This is a genomic window from Mucilaginibacter sp. P4_D1 (genome assembly GCF_056401935.1).
Genome location: NZ_JBFUIJ010000022.1, coordinates 83,690 through 104,218 on the forward strand (window position 1 = coordinate 83,690; position 20,529 = coordinate 104,218).

Consider the following 20,529-nt stretch of genomic DNA (forward strand, 5'->3'; position numbering starts at 1 on the left):
GCTTATTTACTGACAATGACAGGGGTTTGATCGGCAAGTTTCTGGTAACCTGAGGTGATTATCTGCTCATTACCGGCAAGTCCGGATTGGATGGCAATACCATTGCTGTAAAGCTGGCCGGTAATTACATCTTTCCGCACTGCCTTATGCGCTGCGCCCACTATATAGAGAAAGCTGGCTCCTTTTTCGTCCACCTGAACGGATTGCACCGGAACAATAACTTCTTTAATATCATTGGAAGAGGCGACAGTGCCGGCGGTTTTGCTAAACATCACTTTACAAAGCATGCCGGGCCTTAACTTCATATCGTTATTAGCCAGCGATATTTTAAGGTTATAATTAGCGCTGCCATTAAGCGCTAAAACGCCAACTTCGGTTACCTTGCCCTGCAAAGGCTGATTTCCTAATGCCTCAATTTTTATCGTAGCCAGATTTCCCGCTTTATAGTGATTGATTTCACTTTCGGGCACTGCAACCAGCACCTTCACCGAACGGGTATCCAGCAACTGCAAAACGGGCTGCCCAGGGTTAGCTACAGCTCCTGCTTCGGCCTTTTTTTCACCAATATACCCGCTTACCGGTGCATAAAGGTGTGTATGGGCTATATTCTGGTAGGTTGCGCGGGCAGCAGAGGTTGCCTGTTCATAATTTGATCTGGCTTCCAGCATTTTTATTTCGGAAATGCTGCCTTTTTTAAATACATCGTTGATACGGGTATAATTTTCTTCGGCAAGTTTAGCCTGAGCCAGCTGCGCGTTATACTGGTTACGGTATACTGTTTCATCTACAGCTCCTACCAGTTGTCCTTTTTTAACGTAATCGCCGGTTAGTATCGGGAATGACAGAATAGTTCCGGAAACCTGGAAGCTTAAATCGATTGTCTTTTCAGCTTCAAGTGTTCCGTCGTAAACGATCCGGTCTGTGGTTGACGCGGATTCCGCACTCAAATTGAATACGTTTACCGCTAACGTGTCCGGCCCGTTCTTTTGCTCTTTTTTGCCTGAGCAGCCGGAAATCCAGATACCGGCTATCATTGCTCCCGCAAGTGTAAGTTTGGTTTTCATATAATTAAATTGAACATTATTTGTTTTTTTGTCGATTTTTATTCCATTGTTTATTGATCTCGAAACTAATTGTTGTGGGCTGTTAGAAATTAAATATGAACTTAATTTCTAACTTTAACTCCCATTTAGAAAACTTATTTGATTAAATCGTAAATTTAAATATTTCGACAAATATACATTATTTGTTTTTGTGATTTTTTTAATAATTCTGTCATATTACTAACTCCCTATAATCCGGCTAAACCTTCAAATGGTAAAAAAGTCACAAACAAAAATTGTATTTTTGTCGAATCATGAAAGTAGATCAAAACGATAGCATAAGAGAAGAGATCATCACGGCAGCCGACGCGGTGTTTGAGCGTTACGGCTTTGTAAGGGTATCTATGCAGGATATATCAAATGAATGCAAAAAAGGCCGGAGTACACTTTATCATTATTTTAAGAATAAAACAGAGGTGCTTGACGCTTTATGTCACAAAATATTTTCCAAATGCCTGGAGGAAAGCAAAGCCACGATAAGCAAACGACGTTCTTTTTCGGCCAATATAGAATCATTTAACGAGGTAAAGATCAAACGCCTGCGCGAAGTGGTTTTAAAATATAAGCTGGTTATTGAGGATATGAGGCAGGACCCCTCTTTGCTGATCATGCAGTCCCGCATTATGTCTGAAGAGGAGATCCTGGTGGTGAAACTCATGATCAGTTGGGCATTAGAAAATAAAGAAATCGCGGAACTCAATGAGGAAGACAGCCAGTTTTTGGCTGAAACCTTACAAAGTGTTTTCAAATGCTTTGATCAGGAAATTATTCTTTTTGGAAAGTTTCCGCAATTTGAAAGCAAAATAACCTGGCTGGCGCAAATATTACACAAGGGCCTGATGTAATGCATAATTCAGATGAATGGTTACGCATACGCACTATTTAATCGTACCCAAGTAGGAAAATATCACCACGGTTTGGAAAGAAAAAATGTTGACTTTCAGGTGCATGAGGATAGATAAAAGAATCTGAAACGTATTTCGGGGAAGAAAGAACAACCCGCGCGGCTGCCCGCCGCCGGCCTGTTCGGGCACCGGCATCGTGGAATATATTATAGGGGCCACATAATAGCCAGGCGCATCCAAATTCTCAGCTGCTGCCACGCCTTGTATCTGGTCAGCATATCCGGAACATCCGGGAAATTCATATTGGATAGCTGATCAAAATTAGGTCTTTATACCATACAAAAGTAAGCAGCTGGCCAAAAAAAGCAGTTACCTTTTGATAAGTAGATGATGATCTGCTCGTTCAGTACAAATCAGTAACTTGCCGGAACAAACCGGATTATTGTCCAAAAGATCTTCAAAATTCACCGAACATTTACTATGTACCAATTGCTACGCGAAAATATTGAACAGCATGTCCAACTTACCGAGGCGGAACTTTCCAGCTTTACGGCACTGTTTGAATTGGAGAAAGTAAGCAAAAGACAAATGCTTTTAAGCGCTGGCGAAGTTTGCAGGTTTGAAGGCTTTGTTACCAAAGGCATATTCCGGGTATATCACATTGACAAAAACGCAGCAGAGCAGATACTTTATTTTGCCATAGAAAACTGGTGGATCACGGATATTGACAGCTTTACTAATGAAAGACCGTCACAGCTTTTTATTGAAGCTATTGAAGATAGTGAAGTGCTTTTAATTTCAAAAAAAGACAAGGAGTTTGCTTATGCAAATTTGCCCAAAATAGAGAAGTTATTCCGGGTAATGACCCAAAAGACTCATGTTGCCTTACAAAGAAGAATGATAGATAATTTAGGTAAAACTGCCGATCAACGCTATGTCGACTTTATAGAAAAATACCCCCAACTTTTCCGGCGCCTTTCTAATCTTCAGATAGCAGCTTACCTGGGCATCAGTCACGAATTTTTGAGTAAAATAAGAAATAAGATCGCTCATAAAAAATAAACTGAATTTCATTTATTGAACTTGTTCAACCTTTTTAGGCTTTTGATGACCGCATCTTTGCATCGTCATTTAAAAACAAAAATGAAATCTTTTATTTCAGCAGCATTCTTAATCATCTTAATCTTATTCAAAATGGACGTACAGGCACAAAGTTTCAAAACTATTGAAGCAAACAATCTCAAACTACAGGTTTACAACGCATCAGAAAATAGTTTCGGTGTAGCTTCGGTCATCGTATCAGGAAAAACCGATGCGGTTTTGATCGACGCACAGTTTACCCTGGGAGATGCCGAAAAGGTAGCCCGGGAAATCAAAAATTCAGGTAAAAAACTAACCGCTATTTATGTTTCATATGGCGACCCTGATTTCTACTTCGGATTGGAAGTATTCAAAAAATATTTCCCTGAAGTGACGGCTTATGCTTCACCGGCAACCGTAGAGCATATTAAAGCGACGGCTCAAAAGAAATTAGATGTTTGGGGCGGCCAATTGGGTAATAAAGTTACTTCAAACGTTGTTTTGCCGCAGGTGCTAAAAGGAAACAGTATTGACCTGGAAGGCCAGAAATTAGAGATCATTGGCTTAGAAGAATTTCCGGCTAAAACTTTTGTATGGATACCTTCCATCAAAGCCGTGATAGGTGGTATTAATGTTTTTGGAACTACTTTCCATCTTTGGATGGCTGATGCACAAACAGCTGAAGCCCGTAAAGAATGGATCGGCGTTTTAGACAAAATTGAGGCATTACATCCTGCTATCGTGGTTCCCGCCCACGCTAATTCTGCAAGTCCGTTCGACGAGAGCGCAGTGAAGCATACAAAAGATTATATCCGGTTCTACGAAGAAGCTTTGAAAACCAACAAAACATCAGCGGCGCTGATTGCTGCGTTAAAAGCAAAATACCCTGCGCTTACTTTTGATATCGCCTTACAAATTGGTGCCAAAGTAAACACGGGCGAAATGAAATGGTAAAATTATCAACCTTGTTCAACCTGACAATGCTAATTGTGTTGTCGGGTTGTTCCTTAAATAAAAACAAAATGACAAATTTAGAAATTGTAAGGAGCACATACGAGGGGAAAACTTCTGAAGAAAACGGTAAAAACCTGGCTAAATATGTTTCAGAAAACATCACCTGGACCGAAGCTAAGGGCTTTCCATATGCAGGCACTTATATTGGTTTAGATGAGGTTACCAGGAATGTATTTTACCGCTTAGGCAGCGAATGGATAGATTATAAATTTACGCCCGAAGACTATGTTGCCGGCGATGATAAAGTGGTTGCCTACGGCACTTATACCGGTACCAACAAAGCCACCGGTAAGTATTTTGAAGCAAGGGTAGCACACATTTGGAAGTTGAAAGATGGAAAAATTACCAACTTTGAGCAATTTGTTGATAGTCAACCCGTAAACAATTCCATGAAGTAATAAGTATTCCTGTTGCTTTAATTGCTATTAAGTACCCGGTAAATTACCAGGCTAAAGAATACCTTATTTAATTGGGAAGTCGGTGTTAAACCAGCTTCCCAATTTCAATTACCTAAAAAATTGTCCTAATCTCTTTTGCGGGAATGCCTCCGACAACAGTATTATCGGGAACATTTCTGCTGACGACTGCGCCGGCTGCAACGACAGCGTTTTCGCCGATGGTGACACCGGGTAAAATGGTTGCAGCCGCACCAATCCAGGCATTTCGTTTAATCAAAATAGGTTTGCATAGCATCCCTCGCCGGTCTGCCGGATCAAGCGGATGATTCTCCGTAATAAGATTCACTTTCGGACCAATGAGCACATGGTCTTCTAAGGTGATGCCGCCCATATCCAGAAAGGAACAGGCATGATTGATGAAGACATGTTTGCCAAGGTTTATGAAGCGACCGAAATTGGTATAAAACGGCGCAAATACGGTAGTACTCCCGTCCAGCGAGGTGCCAATAATCTCACTAAGTTTCGCCCTGAGCTCATCTACATTGGTTGCTGCATTTAGTGCCGGTGATAAAGCCAGTGTGCGGCTGACCACCTCATTTACCCTGAAAAATTGCGGATCATCCAGCCTGACGAGTTCTCCCGCTTTCAATCTTTCGAAAATATCTTTCATCATATCGTTAACCTTTCAGTTCTTTTGAATAAACCATTACAACGCGCGCAAAATCCTTGAAGAAATGCCAGATGCGCTTCTTTATAAACCTATATAATGGGCCTTACCGTTCTGCAGCATGCATCTTCCATTTGTCCTATGATAGTTGCCTCGTTTCTGTTACAGGTATTAAAGATAGTAGTTAGTGGCAATTTTATTGATACTGTTTTTTGCTTTTTTAGACTCCATTTTATCAATCGCTTATTTAAAAAATTTCATTAAATCCGTACTGCTAAGATTGTTATTTGGTGCAAAACTCTTACCGCCAGCATATTTTATCAAACTATACCTGAGTTGCCGTGCCACCGGCCGCTCGGTCAGGTTATGATGTATATCCATAGTGCAAATGGTAAGCTTACAATCACCTACTTTGAATTCTAATATATCAGCCATATTCCTGTTTTTTAAAAAATTATCTATTACGCGAACTATCGGATTGGCCCGAAAGGGAAGCATATCAGTAATCATCGTTTTTGAATTGCTTACCTAATCCCACCATTGCCAGTCACTGTAATAAGCCGTAGGGAAATCAGCAAGGGTGGGGTGGGTTGACCAACAGGCCCATTGTACCCGGCTGATCCGGAAAAATGCACCGGGCTCCAGAAAACCGGCGCAAATCGGCCGTTAACACCTTTTATTGCCGCAGTATCCGGGTTCAGGACAACGAAATAGCAGCCACCAACTGAGCTAAATCGTTCGTTATATATCCGTCAATATTTACTTTCAAAAAGCGGTAGGTCATACATGACTCTCGCCCAAATTTCCAATTCTTTACAATTTTTCTATCAATTGGTTCGAAAACAGCCAACTGTGAGGAAGACGCAACAAGCATTTATGGCCCAATATACTCCGATAACAAAATACTTAAGCCAATAAAAGCCGGGGATCTCACTCCCGACTTTATTAATCAGCTTAAATACTAAAGGGGCTCATGCCATGTAAAACGTAGGGCCGATATTCTTACAGCATCTTGTTGTTTCTCTTTTACACTTTTTCAAAGTTGCATTCCTGATTAAAGACGCTTTAGCATTATTTTTCTAAAAATGGATAATCGGTATAACCTTTTTCCCCACCACCATACATGGTAGCTTGTTCTATGGTATTGAACGCCGCATCCAGTTCGAACCGCTTTGGCAGATCAGGGTTAGCCAGAAATAAGCTGCCGTAAGCGATTATTTTGGCGATACCCTTTTCCAGTTCTGCTTCCCCGCTATCTTTATTGAACCCGCCATTGGCTATAACCAGGTGTTTACTTATACTACCGAAAGTTTCTACAGCATTCTTAGGGTAGTGAGGGTAATTATCTAAAGGGAACAAGCCATTCATCAGATGAATATAGGCCAGTGGCAATTCATTCAATGCTTCGATCAAAGGTTTGAATTGAGCAACGGGATCACCGTTTTCTATATTGTTATAATAGATAGTTGGCGATAGCTTAATGCCAACCTTGTCGCTTCCTGACGCTTCAACCAGTTCCTGCATAACTTCCAGCACGAAGCGGTTCCTGTTCTCAATGTTGCCGCCATACTCATCTGTCCGGAGGTTTGCACTTTCCGATAAAAATTGGTTAGGTAAATATCCGAATGCTGCATGTAATTCAACACCATCGAAACCGGCATCGATAGCATTTTTGGCAGCCTGACCGTAATCCTTAACAACCTGTTTGATCTCTGCGGTAGTTAACTCCTGAGGCGTTTCGTACTCTTTCGGCCCCTGGGAGGTGAAATGCTGCTGCCCTTTTATCCCGATCGCCGACGGTGCCACCGGAAGTTTTCCTTTTCTATCCACTGAATGCCCAACGCGTCCGGTATGCCAAAGCTGCGCATAGATCACGCCTCCTTTGTCATGAACAGATTTTGTTACTTTCTTCCAGGCCTCAATTTGCTCCTCGCTGTAAAGCCCAGGGGTAAATGGACTGCCCAGCGCCTGTTCCGAGATATTGATGGCCTCCGTAAAAATAAGACCGGCACTGGCGCGCTGCGTATAGTATAATACGGTCGGGTTTGATACAACTCCCTCAAGGTTAGCCCGGCTGCGGGTCATTGGTGCCATCGCGATGGCGTTTTGCAATGTTTCTTTTCCTAATGTTATCTTTTCTAGTAATTTCATGGTCTCTTTTTTATTATCTTATTGATATCTGTAAATTGTACGGTTTGATTTGGAAGGTATTTCCTCAGATCAGCCCCTGATCGACTCTGTTATTGAATAACTACAAGAACAACTTTACCGTTAACTCCGCCAGCCGACACAAAGTCCTGAGCTTGAGCCGCTTCATCTAATGGTAAAATTTTTGCAACGATGGGACGGAGTTTTCCTTCATTGACTAAAGCCAAACCAGCTACCAAACTCCCCGCTGAGATATTTGAACTGATAAACCGTGCGTCAACCTGGTACTTTTCCGCTAATGTTGCGGAAGGCGGGATTACTATACTGAATAATTTGCCTCCGGGCTTTAACACTTCAAAAAGTTTATGCTGTGATTCGCCACCAGCGCAATCCACCACCAGGTCGATATTGTTAGCTAACAAACTAACGTCTTGTGATTTATAATCTATCACCTCATCCGCACCAAGGCTTTTCACTAACGCGATGCCTTGTCCGGATGCCGTTGAGATAACATAGGCCCCGGCATTTTTTGCCATCTGCACCATAGTTGCGCCTGTTGCCCCCGCAGCGCCCTGAATTAAAACTTTCTGATCTTTCGTTAATTTTCCCTCGGCAAATAATACCGATTGAGCGGTGCCGATATTAACCACCAGCGAGGTTGCTTCTTCAAAGGAGGCATTAGTGGGCTTAATAGCTACGTGACTTTCATTTGCAATCGCGTATTCGGCATAACCGCCTTCTCTGGTCACAGCGATCACCTGGTCACCTGCTTTAAATTGGGTTACCTTTTCTCCTGTGGCAACCACGATCCCTGCTACATCTGCACCCGGTACAAATGGCAAATTGACAGGGCGGATTTGTTGCATAATGCCGCTGCGTAATTTTATATCCAAAGGATTTACGCTGGCTGCCTTAACTTGAATTAAAACTTGGTTTTCATGGCTGATTTCAGGCTGAGGTACCTCAGCCACCGCTATCACATTGGAATTGCCAAACGCCTTATATTGTATTGCTTTCATTATTTTTTTCTTGGTCATATTTAACTATATGACAAAAGTAGAAGTAAAAAAATGGGCAAAATAACCGAAAAGGACACAAGAATAGTCCTATCCGATAAATGATAGTGGATTAGATAAAATAAGTTCTATGAAGAGGTCGAAAATTTTTTCGGGGTAATGCCGTACTGCTTCCCGAATAACCTGCTGAAGTGACTAAGGTTTGAAAACCCCAACTCGTAGCCAACCTCAGAAACGGAATGTTTAGCCTGTTTCAACAGAAAAGCGGCTTCTTCCATTCTGGCTTTTTGGTAATAATTATATATCGTATCACCAAATGTTTGCTTAAAAAGCGGCCTGAGTTTCGTTTCGCTCATCGAAGCGATCAGCGCTAATTTACTTAAAACAGKCGGGGTACCCAGATCACTCAATATCTCGTTGCGAATGACCAGCAATTTTTCTGCATCGTTACTGTTTATGTTTTTAAAAGTCGTGTTCTCCCTAAGTGACAACTTGCTAAAAAGCAGGTACATTAATTCCTGCACCTTAATTTGTACATAGAAATTATTCAGCGAGTTATTCATGTCGACGGATACGATATTTTTAAGCAGCAATTGCATTTCAGCATCCAAACTTTCGAAAAAGAGAAAGGAAGCATTTTTCGCTGTAATGGTTTGTATGGTCGTATTAGGCTTTTCAATGGATAGAACTGAGCGCAATCTGTTAGCAGTAATCCCAACTACTACATATTGAATATTGCTCCTGGCAGGAAAACGAATTTCCGTGCGCAAATCATTTGAGGATAGGAGTATGGAAGAGTCATTTTTTGGTGAGCATGATATGTTTGTATCATTATGATATTTAACTTCAAGATCTTCCCTGTCATTATAAAAGAAAATGGTACGAACATCATTAGCTATTGCAGCAGGATTGCGTTTAACAATCAGATCTTCATTCAAAACATAACGATGTATCGTTAATTTGAAATCATCCCCAAACCCAACTTTACGTACATAACCTTCTCCTAATGTCTTCGGGATTTCCAATACATTGTCCCTTACTGGCGCATTGATCTGCTTTGAAAACAGTGTTATAAAGTCAAAACCCGGGGCAGTTGTAAATTCAAAGATCATCGCAGGAAGTAATTGTTTAATATGTCTAAGGGTATGTAAATTTCTCCAAAAAAATTACTTTCTTTCAATACATTTCCATTGATGATGAGTATTTGATATATAAATGGAAGATAATTAAATCCTGCAGGATTATTTGCAATATTTAATTTTTACTCAAAGTTGCTATAAAACAAAATTGATTGACGTAACTATTTTGGAGCCCACCTCGGTTCGAACCTATTTCCTTAAAATTAGTTGTCGTTTATGGCGCATTTATTTACCGTTAAATTTTTATTAAAAAAGCTCYGCCAAAAACACCCCAAAATGCATAAAAAAATCAAAAACCGCTTTCGGCGCATCAAAAAGGGTGTTTGCTTGTTGCAATGGAGGCCCTGCAAAATCCGATATTCTCCATTTAAATTCCTCTTTATCATATGGATGTTCGGTATGATTTTTATTTTAATTATTTGTTGAATTATTGCCAGGATCGATCGAATGCCAAGGAAAGGTGGTTCGTTTTGTTTTTCATTTGCTTTTTTTACCCGGACTTTTTTACGGCAACCTAAATCTTTCGCCGTGGAAGATCATTTCCCCCTGGCTGAAGTGCAGACACCATTAAAAGGTTAGTTTAAAATTCTTTTCGATCAATTTTGATGACCTGTCGCGGAGCAACCGCTGTAACCCTTTAGACCCATCCGCTATCCTGGACCTGGCGGACGTGGAGGAATAGGTGCGGACAATTCTCTTAGGATAACCCGACTGCAAGATTGAATTAAAAGCATTTCTCTGCAAGATTGTCAATGACCATACGGCATTGAAAAAAAGAGATCGATGGCTATGTTTCGCTGCCGGAAGTCAGAAAGATTAATGGCGCCATCGTGGAGCGGAATTATTTACAGATCAAACAGGATATCCGGGATATTATTGAGCTGGAAATAGAGCGGTTGCTGAGCGACCCGGCGTTATCGCATTTAATAATAAAGTGAAAGAATATGGGGTCAATGACTTTTTGCGTTTTGTCGTTCAGCTGTCAAATCCCTAATATACTGGGTCGGTGTTTTACCGTATTCCTTTTTAAACGCTTTAGTGAAGTAAGATTGGGTTTGGATGCCCACCCTATAAATTACCTCGGTGAGAAGCACATCTTCATGGGTCAATATTTCGATTGCTTTTTTAAGCCGGATGCTCCTGATAAACTCATTGGGTGCCTGGCCCGAGATCTCCTTGATTTTATGATAGAGCTTGGTACGGCTCATGCCTATTGCTCCGCAAAGCTGCTCTACGTCAAGATCGGGATTGCTTAGTTCTTTATCARTAAAGCTTAAAAGCGTATCTAAAAATTCTTTATCCTTTGTGGAGTGTACCAATTCGCGCACTTCAATATGGTGATCCTTTAAATAACGATCTTTTAGTTTTTGCCGCTGCTCAAAAATATTGCGGATAGATAGGGTAAGCAAGTTTATACTAATGGGCTTGGGCAAATATAAATCCGCACCCGAATCGATACCCTCAATCTCGGCTTGCAGGTTGGTTTTTGCCGTGAGCATAATAAATGGGATATGGCAGGTATTGATATCTTCTTTAATTATCCGGCAAAAATCAACCCCGTTAAGCCCCGGCATCATTACATCGCTGATAATGAGGTCTGGAAATTCGTCCCTGGCTTTTGCTATGCCTTCGTTGCCGTCGGCAGCTTCGGTGATGACATACAAGTCGCTCAGCGAACTCTTGACAAATGATCTGATCTCCTCATTGTCTTCAACCACCAGGATGCGGTGTTGGTGTTTGCCGATTGTTAACCCTTGTTTTTCGGGATATATTTGTGTATTAGAGCCGGGGTAGTCTGCAATAATGCTCTCCAGCCTGGTTCCGCCTTCCTGCGTGGTTTTTGTCCATTTTTCGTTGGGCTGATAATCTGTCTCTGAAACTGGCAGCCCAATAATAATGTCTGTTCCCTGGTGCCGCTGGCTGTACACATAAATATCACCTTTGTGCAACACGGTAAGGCTTTTTACAAAGGCCAGCCCAATACCCGAACCCAGATGCGATTCGGTAATGCGGTAATAGCGTTCAAAAAGGTGCTGAATAGATTCTTTTGAGATGCCGATGCCATTATCTGATATACGAATGTAGGCATACCTGGCTGCCCGGAAGTTGTTTTTAAGGATAAGTTCGTTTTCATAGCACGATTTAAAGTTACGCAAGTCATCCAGCACTGCTATTGTAATACAGCCTTTGTCGGGCGTGTATTTTAGCGAGTTATTGATGAGGTTGAGTATTATTTTCTCCAGTACTTGCCTGTCGAACCAGGCGGCCGGCATCTCTGCTCCCGAAACAACGTCTAATTTTATATTTTTTTGATTAGCCGCATCTTTAAATTCTGTTGCCAATTCTGCAATAAAGGCCGGGAGGTTTCCCTGGATAACGTCGAGTTTAAGTATGCCGGTTTCTACCTTCCTGAAATCCATCAATTCGTTAATCAGTAGTAACAGCCGGTTGGCGTTGCGGTACATAACCTCGTAGTACTGGCTCGATGCCGATTGCCCTTTTTGTAGGAGCGTCTCCAACGGACCTAATATCAGCGACAATGGCGTACGAAACTCGTGCGAGATATTGGTGAAAAATTGCAATTGCTGCTGGTGCATTTCTTCTTTCCGCGACTCTTCTAACCGCCGCAGGTCCAGGTTCTTTTTAAAACGGAGGAGTTGATAAATGCTGATAAGCAAACCCAGTGCAGCCATGGTACGGAACCACCAGGTGGCCCAAAAAGGAGGGGTAATTGAAATAGTTAACGATGTTCCTTTGGTATTCCAAACGCCATCGTTATTGGCGGCCGTTATGATAAAAGTATAGTTGCCGGGTGCAAGGTTGGTGTAGGTAGCCTTACGCTCATTAGTAACATGCCAGCCGGGATCAAAATCCTGTAGCCGGTACCTGTATTTGTTGTTTTCGGTGGCTGTGTAGTTGAGTGCTGCAAAATATAACGTTATGCTTGATTGCCGGTAGTTAAGCTTTACGGTTTTGGTTACGCCAATATCATTACTCAAAGGCGAGCCGGGCGTATCTGGCAAGATCATTTTATCAAACACCTGGAAACCGGTAATATAAACCGGCGGGATATACCCGTTTGCTTTAATGGAAGCCGGGTTAAAAACATTCAGCCCGTTAACCCCGCCAAAATAAAGGTTACCGTTTTTTGCCTTTAAGGATGAGTTAGCTTCAAATTCCTGCCCCTGTAGGCCATCGGCAATATTGTACCTTGCAAATTGCAGGCTATTGGGGTTAAATTTTATCAAGCAGTTTGTTCCAGATATCCAAAGGTTACCGGCGCTATCCTCTTCAATACCTTTGATCGTGGCTGTTGCCAGGCCTGCTTTATCGGTATAAATGTCAAACTTGTTTTTTGTTGCGTTAAACAGGTAAAGGCCGTTTTGTCCAAGCCATACCCTGCCTGCATGGTCAACAAAAATAACCCGCAGATCGGGCAGCTTTTCCAGGTTGTTGAAATAATGGCTAAACCGTTTGGTCAGCAGGTTATAGCGGTTTAAGCCGCCATCATCAGTGCCAATCCATAGGTTTTTATGCCCGTCTTCATTTAGCGAAACAATATTGTTGCCCAGTATCCGGGTTTGCTTGTCGGGGGCTTCTTTAATCCGCCTGAACTTGTACGTTTGCTCATCCATCAAATTAAGGCCGCCATAATAGGTGGCTACCCAAAAATTACCTTCGCTATCTTTTATAGCCTCCTGAACATAGTTGGAACTGATGGTGGTTTGATCTGCGGGATTATTGGTAAACCGTCTGAAATTACCCGTGGTTTTATCCAGGCAATTTAGCCCTCCGCCCCAGGTACTTATCCACACTTTTCTTTCTTCGGCTTTATAAATATCCAGTACGGCGTCGGCAGCAAGGCTTTGGCTGTTGCCGGGGTTGTTACGGTAATACTTAAAAGTATTTTTTACCGGGTTGTAAATATTGATGCCACCGCCGTCGGTGCCGATCCAGATCTGGTGCTGCTCATCCTCGCAAAAAGTCCTGACATCATTGTAACTTAAACTGTTGTTGTCGGGCTCGTTTTGCAGTAACTTAAATTTATTGGCCTTGGGCGTATACAAGTTTACCCCTGCGCGGTGTGTGCCTACCCATAAATTGCTTTGATCATCCTCAAAAATTGATGATACCGTTCTTTGCGATAAGCTGCCGGGGTTTTCAGATTCGTTTTGATAATTGGCAAAGGAGTTGTTTTGCGGATTAAAAAAACTTAACCCGCCGTTAATGCCCCCTGCCCATATATTCCCTTTTCGATCAACCAACAGGCATTTAACCTGATCGTTGGCCAGGCTACCCGCGTTGTTTTGCTGATGTTGATATCGCTTAATCGTGTGGTTTTTAAAATCAAGCAGCATTAAACCACCGTTTTCAATCCCCAGCCACAGGTTATGCTGATGATCTTCCTGTATGGTATTAACCGGCAAATTAACTGCGCTGTAACCGGTTAAATGTATATCGGCACTAAAGGTGTGCTTATTTCTATCGAAACTGTTTAGCCCGTTTGCTGTCCCAATCCATAAATCACTTTTACTATCCTCATAAATATAATTTACGGCACTCCTGGTTTGATTATAAAAATGTGCGAATGAGTTTGTTTTGGGCAGATATAGGTTTAAGCAACCATCGGCAGTGCCAATCCACAAATTGCCCTGCCTGTCGTTATAAATACAATTGATAGTGTTTCCGGATATACACAGCTTACTGCCAGCCTGGTATTTAAACCGGGTAAACTTATTTTTAAACTGGTTAAACCGGTTTAATCCATTACTTGTACCTATCCATAGCTCATGGTTGCTGTCCTCGTAAATACAACGAATGTAATCGTCGCTTATACTGCCGGCATCGCCTGTGTTGTTTTTAAAAACTGTTATTTGATAGCCGTCATAGCGGTTTAAGCCATCGCGGGTGCCAAACCATATAAAACCACGGTGATCCTGGTAAATGGCTTCAACGGTACTGTTTGATAAACCCTGGAAGCTGTTGATATGGCTGAACTTCAATTTAGGGGCCTGCGCAATTACCGGAAGAAAACAAACAAAAGCATTAATCAGCATCAGGGCCAACAGCCTTAAAACAATCATTTTTTGGGGTTGGGCAGTATGTGCATTGAACATCGTTACTGTACAGATAAAATTATAAGCTGGCTTTTGTCGGCTGGTTATGTTTGGTAACAGCAATATTAATAATAAATGTTAACAATACAGCTGTAAGGTACCGTACAGCCTCAATCACCTTAAATTATAACAGTTTGAACCAAAAGTATAATGATTTGGACAAGCCGTTTTCTGTTTTATACCTGTCATTTGTACAAATAAACCAATGGCTTTTTCTTTTCAAACAGGACAAAGGTCTTTTTCAAACCAATTAAACTTATACATATGCAAAATTCTACTTTCCATTTTTGGAGGCGGTTTTGTCTGCTGGCATTTACGTTGGCAACTTTATCTACCTCCAGTGTTTATGCCCAGCAAACGGTTACGGGTACAGTAACCGCTAAGGAGGATAGCAGCCCGTTACCCGGTATTACGGTGCTTATTAAAGGAACCTCGCAGGGAACCGCAACAGATGTTACAGGCAAGTTCTCAATTAAAGCAGCCGATGGGGCGGTGCTTTTATTCCGGGGTTTAGGTTACGATCAAAAAGAGGTAACAGTTAAGGGTAGTAGCTTAGTCATTACTATGGAAACCAAGGCAAACGGCCTCAACGAAGTTGTGGTGATAGGCTATGGTACAACTACCCGCCAAAATATTACGACGGCTGTAACCAAGGTTGATCCAAAGAAAATTCCGCAGGCAGCCAACAGCTCTATCCCCCAGTTGTTATTTGGGCGTGCTTCTGGCTTGCAGGTTTCGCAGGGCAGCTCACAGCCGGGCGGTAACATTAACCTTTCCATCAGGGGCCGCGGCAACCCCTTATACGTGGTAGATGGAGTGATATTCCCCAACGACGCCCTTGAGCCGGGTAACGGTACCATTGCCGGCGAAACCAATGGTGTAAGCCGTGGTGGCCTGGCAGGTTTAAACCCGGATGATGTGGAATCTATAGAAGTTTTGAAAGATGCCAGTGCGGCAATTTATGGTGTAAATGCCGCCAACGGGGTTATCCTCATCACTACAAAAAAAGGTAAATCGGGCAGGTTGAACATCACTTATAACGGAAGTTACTCTTTTGAAAAAAACTATCCATACCTGCAGCCACTTCAAGCAAACCAATACGAAACCTTGTACAACCAGCTTATTGTTGACCAGTACCTGGGCGCCAAACTACAGCAACCTTACGGGCCTAATGCTCAATCTGGTGTTCCCTCACCTAAATTTACTGATGCAGATATTGCTGCAGCCGGCAACGGAACGGACTGGCTGGGACAGATCTTCAGAACAGGTAAAATCAACAACCACCAGGTCAATATTAACGGTGGCAGCGAAAAAGCTACCTATTATTTCTCTGGCGGTTATTATAACGAAGAAGGTACTTTAAAGGGCGCAGGGCTTACCAAGTATACCGGCCGGGCCAACCTATCATTTACACCCGCTAAGTTCTTTACACTGAACGCCAATTTTACGGGCAATACCAACAGTTATATCAATTCATCGTCGGGCGGGCAAACAGGTGGTTCGGGTACGCAGGGCTTTGGTATTATACAAGCCGCGCTGGGTTATCCAGCCAATGTACCGGTACGTGATGCCAATGGTAATTATACCCGTTACGGCGTTATTGCTAACCCTGTATCGCTGCTTGATGTGCAGGATAATACCAGCTATCATTCATTAAGTGCCAACTTATCTGCCGATTTTAAAGTTATTCCGGGTGTTTTGGCCGGTCATATTTTGTTTGGCGATAACTATGAGGCGGCCAACCGCAGCTTCTTTGTTCCGAGCACGGTTTTCTACTTTTCGCAAAACCTGTCAAGGGCATCGTTAAACTATAATAACCGCGAGAATCAGACCCTGGAAGCCACAGTTACCTTTAAAAAGGATGTCACCAGCTTTTTAAACATTGATGCCGTTGCAGGTGCAGGCCAATATAAAAATACTTATAACGCATTTGGAAGCCAGGGCGCCGGCGGTGCCGATGTAATCGGTAACACCAATTTATCTGCCGAAACTGCCAATATCGGAATCACGTCGCTTAAAACATCCAGTAAAACGCGCTCGTATTTTGCACGTAGCTCTTTCAACTTTTTAGATAAGTACCTGTTAACCTTATCGTACAGGTATGATGGCTACAGCCTGTTTTTCCCGAATACCAAATACGCCTCGTTCCCGGCCGTATCTGTTGGCTGGAAGATCACCAACGAATCATTTATGAAAGACGTGGCATTTATAAGCCAGCTTAAACTGCGTGCAAGCGTGGGTACCACGGGCAGTACTATCGGATCGGTGGGTTACGGCGGTTACGCGCCGGATGGCAACACGCTGTTTTTTAATAACGGCAGCGCCAATTACGTAACCATCGCCCGGTACGCTATTGATCACCCCGAATTAACCTGGCAAAAAACAGAAAACAAAAACATCGGGCTTGATTTTGGTTTCTTTAAAGACCGTGTTACCGGATCTGTCGATGTGTTTAAGGATGATATAACCAACCTGCTGAGAACAACAGGACCAACTGCTCCGCTATCCTACCTGTCAACTCAGCCGGTAAACGGCGGTCACCAGTACAGGCAGGGGTATGATATCTCTTTATCTACACAAAACATTAAGTCGAAGGATTTTAGCTGGAACTCGGCCATCAACGTATCGCATTTTACCTATAAATGGAAAAGCCGCTTTGTGTACGATAACCTGCTTACTTACCAAGGCGTAACCTACCAGGCTGTTAACGATCCGGTAGATGAGATATACTATTTTAAAACAAAAGGTTTATTGCAGGCAGGCCAAACGGTACCTGCTTCGCAGCCAACATCAGGTGGTGCAAACCTGGCGGGCTCTCCAATATATGTTGATGCAGATGGCGATGGTAAATTAACCGGCAGCGATATCTATAAACTTAATCCCGATCCTAAGATCAGCATCGGTTTCGGTAACGATTTTCACTACAAACAATTCGACCTGAGTATCTTCTTTTACGGCCAGTTTGGTGGTAAGTCAATCAATTACAATTATGCCTGGGCCGATCCGGCAAGTATCGTATCCAGCACCCAAAGCGGCACTGTACAAGCGCTTAATGTATGGACATCGGTAAACCAAAGTGGCACAAGGCCTGGTGTAAATTACATTGAAAACGCAACCGGGTTACCGCAAGGAACGGATATTAACCTGGTAAGCACCAATTTTGTGCGTTGCCGTAACCTTACATTGAGTTATACCATCAACTCGCCATGGCTAAACAAGTTCACCAAATCGGTACGTGTTTTTGCCGATGCGCAAAACCTGTTCATCATCACCAAATACAAAGGAGTTGATCCAGAGGTAAGCTATGCCAGTGTTAAAGGCGGTTATGCGCCGTACCCAATGTTCAGAACGTTTTCTTTTGGCTTAAAAGCCGGATTCTAATTCCAAATCAGTAACCGACATGAAAAAAATTATAACCATATGTTTAATAGCTGCCGCGGTAACCGTAAGCAGTTGTAAAAAAGGACTGGAGCCGCAAATTTACGGCTCGCTGTCAACCACCAATTTTCCTAAAACCGAACAGGATTTTGTGAACTATGTTACCGAAGTTTACAAGCCCTTTCAATCCAAATGGGGTTACAATGACCCGGCAGGATATCAAAACGACTGGTTTAGCCCCGAATATGGCGATATCATGATGTTTGATTACCCAACAGACCAGTTAAATATCTGGACCGGCTGGGGTGGCATCTTTACTCAGTTTAGTACAGCCAGCTTTACGTTTCTGGCTAACCAGGGCACTGGTAACAACCATTTCGAAAAAATAAGGTTTGTAACCCGCATTACCCAGATTATTGATGATATCAGTAAATCAACCATCAGCGACGATGCCAAAAAGGAACTGATAGCCGAAGCACGAATGTCTCGCGGGTGGAATATGTATTATCTTTTGCAATTATATGGCCCGGTACCCGTGATCCTGGATGCAAGTAAGATCAATACCGCTGCAGAAACTGACCTTACCCGGCCAACAAGGGATGCTTTCCTGGCATCAATAGTTGGCGATTTAAGTTACGCGGCAACTAATTTGCCAAAATCGCCTTCAGATTACGGACGGTTTAACCAGGCTATCGCGCTTACAGTATTGATGCGCACTTACATGAACGAAAAGGATTTTGTGAATGCCGAAAAAATTGGCAGGCAGATCATTGCTATGGGTTATTCACTGGTTACCGATTATGCCAGCCTGTTCAATGAATCAACAGAGAAAAATAACGAAACCATGTGGGCGGTGTCCTGCATTCCGGACCAGGACGGTAACGAGAACCATGGCAGCTTTAATCCATGGGATTTTTATACCTACCCCAAAGATTATCCCGGCAACCGTATACATGATTCATTTGCAGGCGGCGATGCCCCCGTATCATCCACCTGGGCATTTTATAACTCATTTGATGCGGCAGATAAAAGAAGAAGCCTCCTGATAGCAAGCTATACCAATAAAAGTGGCGTGGTACGTAACCAGGCTAACGGTTTGTCGGGACCGGTTGTAGCCAAATACCCCGATCTGGGTGGCGCATCATTAAATGCTTACCAGGGCAATGATATTCCCAAAGCCCGCCTGGGCGATGTAATACTGATGCTTGCCGAAGCTATTAATCAAAACAGCGGTCCAACTGCCGAAGCTGTAGGCCTGGTTAACCGGGTACGTTTAGCACACGGTGGTGCTGCCATAGGCAATGTACCTGCATCGGCAACGGCAAACAAACAAGCGTTTGATACCTGGATATTGAAAGAACAAGGCTGGGAAACCTACTTTGAGGGTTACCGCAAAATGGACCTGATACGGCACGGTCAATGGCAAAATGCATTGTCGTCTGTTGGTAAAACAGCCGGGCCATACCTGTTCCCCGTACCTACTTATGAAATTACGGCCAGCAAAGGCAAGCTGACGCAAACACCAGGCTATTAAAAAACCGCTATGAAAGGCAAAAACATTTTCTGGCTTGCGTTACTGCTCACAATAGGATCCTGCAAAAAGGATAATAAAGGCAGCGGTACCACAAATACCACCGATACTACAAAAACCACTACGTCGGCCCTGATAAAAGGGGTCGATGTAAGCTGGCTTACTCAAATGGAGGCATCTGGCGTTAAATTTTATAACAACGATGGCGTGCAGAAGGAGTGCATGCAACTGATGAAGGATAAAGGGGTGAACGCGATAAGGCTACGGGCATGGGTGAACCCGACTGATGGCTGGTGTAATACCGATGACGTAGTTGCTAAGGCTGTTCGCGCGCAAAAGCTGGGTATGAAGATCATGATCGACCTGCATTATAGCGATACCTGGGCCGATCCGGGCAAACAAACTAAACCGGTGGCCTGGCAAAGTCTTGATTTTGCAGCCTTAACAGGTGCCGTTAGCACCTACACCACATCGGTAATGAATGCGCTTAAGGCAAAAAACATTACGCCCGATTGGGTGCAGGTAGGTAACGAAACCAGCGATGGCATGTTATGGGAAGATGGCCGCGCATCTAAAAATATGGCTGGTTTTGCCGCATTGGTAAACAGCGGCTATAATGCGGTAAAATCGGTAAGCAGTAGTACTAAAATAATTGTACACCTGGCCAATGGCTATGATAATTCCTTGTTTCGCTGGCTCTTTGATGGGTTAAAGGCCAACGGCGCAAAATGGGATATCATTGGTATGTCGTTATATCCTTCAACCAGTAACTGGCAAACCTATAACCAGCAGTGCCTGGCTAATATGAACGATATGTTTGCAAGGTATGGTTCGCCGGTTATGGTGGTTGAGGTGGGGATGGCTGCAAGTGAGGCGGTTACCTGTAAGGCTTTTTTAACCGATTTGCTGGCCAAGGTAAGCACCGTAAGCGGCAACCAGGGATTAGGTGTTTTTTATTGGGAGCCCGAAGCCTATAACTGGCAAAGTTATGGCTTGGGCGCCTTTGATTCTTCGGGCAAACCAACGGTTGCTCTGGATGCATTTAAGTAGCACTACATCATAAATAACCCAATTATAAACCATTAAAAACAAT

At 43.0% G+C, this 20,529-nt stretch carries 13 protein-coding genes; 7 read left to right on the forward strand and 6 right to left on the reverse strand.

Annotated features, from left to right (window positions below):
- Window positions 1-2: 2 nt before the first annotated feature.
- Complete coding sequence (locus AC1DV1_RS18610; RefSeq protein ID WP_477361930.1) at window positions 3-1,064, reverse strand: efflux RND transporter periplasmic adaptor subunit; 1,062 nt, start codon at window positions 1,062-1,064, stop codon at window positions 3-5.
- A gap of 293 nt (window positions 1,065-1,357) precedes the next feature.
- Between AC1DV1_RS18610 and AC1DV1_RS18615 the strand changes: the two genes are divergently transcribed.
- From AC1DV1_RS18615 to AC1DV1_RS18630, 4 genes are all read left to right on the forward strand, one after another.
- Window positions 1,358-1,948 (forward strand): TetR/AcrR family transcriptional regulator, encoded by a 591-nt coding sequence (locus AC1DV1_RS18615; protein WP_477361932.1) that lies wholly within the window; start codon window positions 1,358-1,360, stop codon window positions 1,946-1,948.
- 480 nt (window positions 1,949-2,428) lie between these two features.
- Window positions 2,429-3,010, forward strand: coding sequence for a Crp/Fnr family transcriptional regulator (locus AC1DV1_RS18620; protein ID WP_477361934.1), 582 nt, complete (start codon window positions 2,429-2,431; stop codon window positions 3,008-3,010).
- A gap of 45 nt (window positions 3,011-3,055) precedes the next feature.
- On the forward strand, window positions 3,056-3,982 hold the full coding sequence (locus AC1DV1_RS18625; protein ID WP_477361936.1) for an MBL fold metallo-hydrolase: 927 nt from the start codon (window positions 3,056-3,058) through the stop codon (window positions 3,980-3,982).
- 68 nt (window positions 3,983-4,050) lie between these two features.
- Window positions 4,051-4,440: a nuclear transport factor 2 family protein gene (locus AC1DV1_RS18630; RefSeq protein ID WP_477361938.1), complete on the forward strand. Its 390-nt coding sequence runs from the start codon at window positions 4,051-4,053 to the stop codon at window positions 4,438-4,440.
- Between the two features lie 112 nt (window positions 4,441-4,552).
- Here AC1DV1_RS18630 and AC1DV1_RS18635 read toward each other — a convergent pair whose 3' ends face one another.
- From AC1DV1_RS18635 to AC1DV1_RS18655, 5 genes are all read right to left on the reverse strand, one after another.
- Window positions 4,553-5,113, reverse strand: coding sequence for a DapH/DapD/GlmU-related protein (locus tag AC1DV1_RS18635; protein WP_477361940.1), 561 nt, complete (start codon window positions 5,111-5,113; stop codon window positions 4,553-4,555).
- Window positions 5,114-6,178: 1,065 nt separating this feature from the next.
- Window positions 6,179-7,258, reverse strand: coding sequence for an alkene reductase (locus AC1DV1_RS18640; protein ID WP_477361942.1), 1,080 nt, complete (start codon window positions 7,256-7,258; stop codon window positions 6,179-6,181).
- 89 nt (window positions 7,259-7,347) lie between these two features.
- Window positions 7,348-8,292 (reverse strand): NADP-dependent oxidoreductase, encoded by a 945-nt coding sequence (locus AC1DV1_RS18645; RefSeq protein ID WP_477361944.1) that lies wholly within the window; start codon window positions 8,290-8,292, stop codon window positions 7,348-7,350.
- A gap of 107 nt (window positions 8,293-8,399) precedes the next feature.
- Window positions 8,400-9,383: an AraC family transcriptional regulator gene (locus AC1DV1_RS18650; protein WP_477361946.1), complete on the reverse strand. Its 984-nt coding sequence runs from the start codon at window positions 9,381-9,383 to the stop codon at window positions 8,400-8,402.
- A gap of 977 nt (window positions 9,384-10,360) precedes the next feature.
- Window positions 10,361-14,494, reverse strand: a complete 4,134-nt coding sequence (locus tag AC1DV1_RS18655) for a hybrid sensor histidine kinase/response regulator transcription factor (RefSeq protein ID WP_477361948.1) — start codon at window positions 14,492-14,494, stop codon at window positions 10,361-10,363.
- A gap of 297 nt (window positions 14,495-14,791) precedes the next feature.
- On the opposite strand from AC1DV1_RS18655, the gene AC1DV1_RS18660 reads away from it, so the two are divergent.
- From AC1DV1_RS18660 to AC1DV1_RS18670, 3 genes are read left to right on the forward strand one after another with little or no spacing between them, the layout of a single operon-like run.
- A complete protein-coding gene (locus tag AC1DV1_RS18660; RefSeq protein WP_477361951.1) occupies window positions 14,792-17,908 on the forward strand; it encodes a SusC/RagA family TonB-linked outer membrane protein in 3,117 nt (1,038 codons plus the stop codon).
- Between the two features lie 19 nt (window positions 17,909-17,927).
- The gene (locus AC1DV1_RS18665; RefSeq protein ID WP_477361953.1) at window positions 17,928-19,439 is read left to right on the forward strand and encodes a RagB/SusD family nutrient uptake outer membrane protein; all 1,512 of its coding nucleotides are present in this window, start codon (window positions 17,928-17,930) and stop codon (window positions 19,437-19,439) included.
- 9 nt (window positions 19,440-19,448) lie between these two features.
- The gene (locus tag AC1DV1_RS18670) at window positions 19,449-20,486 is read left to right on the forward strand and encodes a glycoside hydrolase family 53 protein (RefSeq protein WP_477361955.1); all 1,038 of its coding nucleotides are present in this window, start codon (window positions 19,449-19,451) and stop codon (window positions 20,484-20,486) included.
- Window positions 20,487-20,529 lie beyond the last annotated feature (43 nt).

Coding starts and splice junctions, on each gene's coding strand:
- AC1DV1_RS18660 (WP_477361951.1), top strand. CDS start 14,792: ATGCAAAATTCTACTTTCCATTTTTGGAGGCGGTTTTGTCTGCTGGCA.
- AC1DV1_RS18665 (WP_477361953.1), top strand. CDS start 17,928: ATGAAAAAAATTATAACCATATGTTTAATAGCTGCCGCGGTAACCGTA.
- AC1DV1_RS18610 (WP_477361930.1), bottom strand. CDS start 1,064: ATGAAAACCAAACTTACACTTGCGGGAGCAATGATAGCCGGTATCTGG.
- AC1DV1_RS18630 (WP_477361938.1), top strand. CDS start 4,051: ATGACAAATTTAGAAATTGTAAGGAGCACATACGAGGGGAAAACTTCT.
- AC1DV1_RS18615 (WP_477361932.1), top strand. CDS start 1,358: ATGAAAGTAGATCAAAACGATAGCATAAGAGAAGAGATCATCACGGCA.
- AC1DV1_RS18635 (WP_477361940.1), bottom strand. CDS start 5,113: ATGATGAAAGATATTTTCGAAAGATTGAAAGCGGGAGAACTCGTCAGG.
- AC1DV1_RS18640 (WP_477361942.1), bottom strand. CDS start 7,258: ATGAAATTACTAGAAAAGATAACATTAGGAAAAGAAACATTGCAAAAC.
- AC1DV1_RS18670 (WP_477361955.1), top strand. CDS start 19,449: ATGAAAGGCAAAAACATTTTCTGGCTTGCGTTACTGCTCACAATAGGA.
- AC1DV1_RS18625 (WP_477361936.1), top strand. CDS start 3,056: ATGACCGCATCTTTGCATCGTCATTTAAAAACAAAAATGAAATCTTTT.
- AC1DV1_RS18645 (WP_477361944.1), bottom strand. CDS start 8,292: ATGACCAAGAAAAAAATAATGAAAGCAATACAATATAAGGCGTTTGGC.
- AC1DV1_RS18620 (WP_477361934.1), top strand. CDS start 2,429: ATGTACCAATTGCTACGCGAAAATATTGAACAGCATGTCCAACTTACC.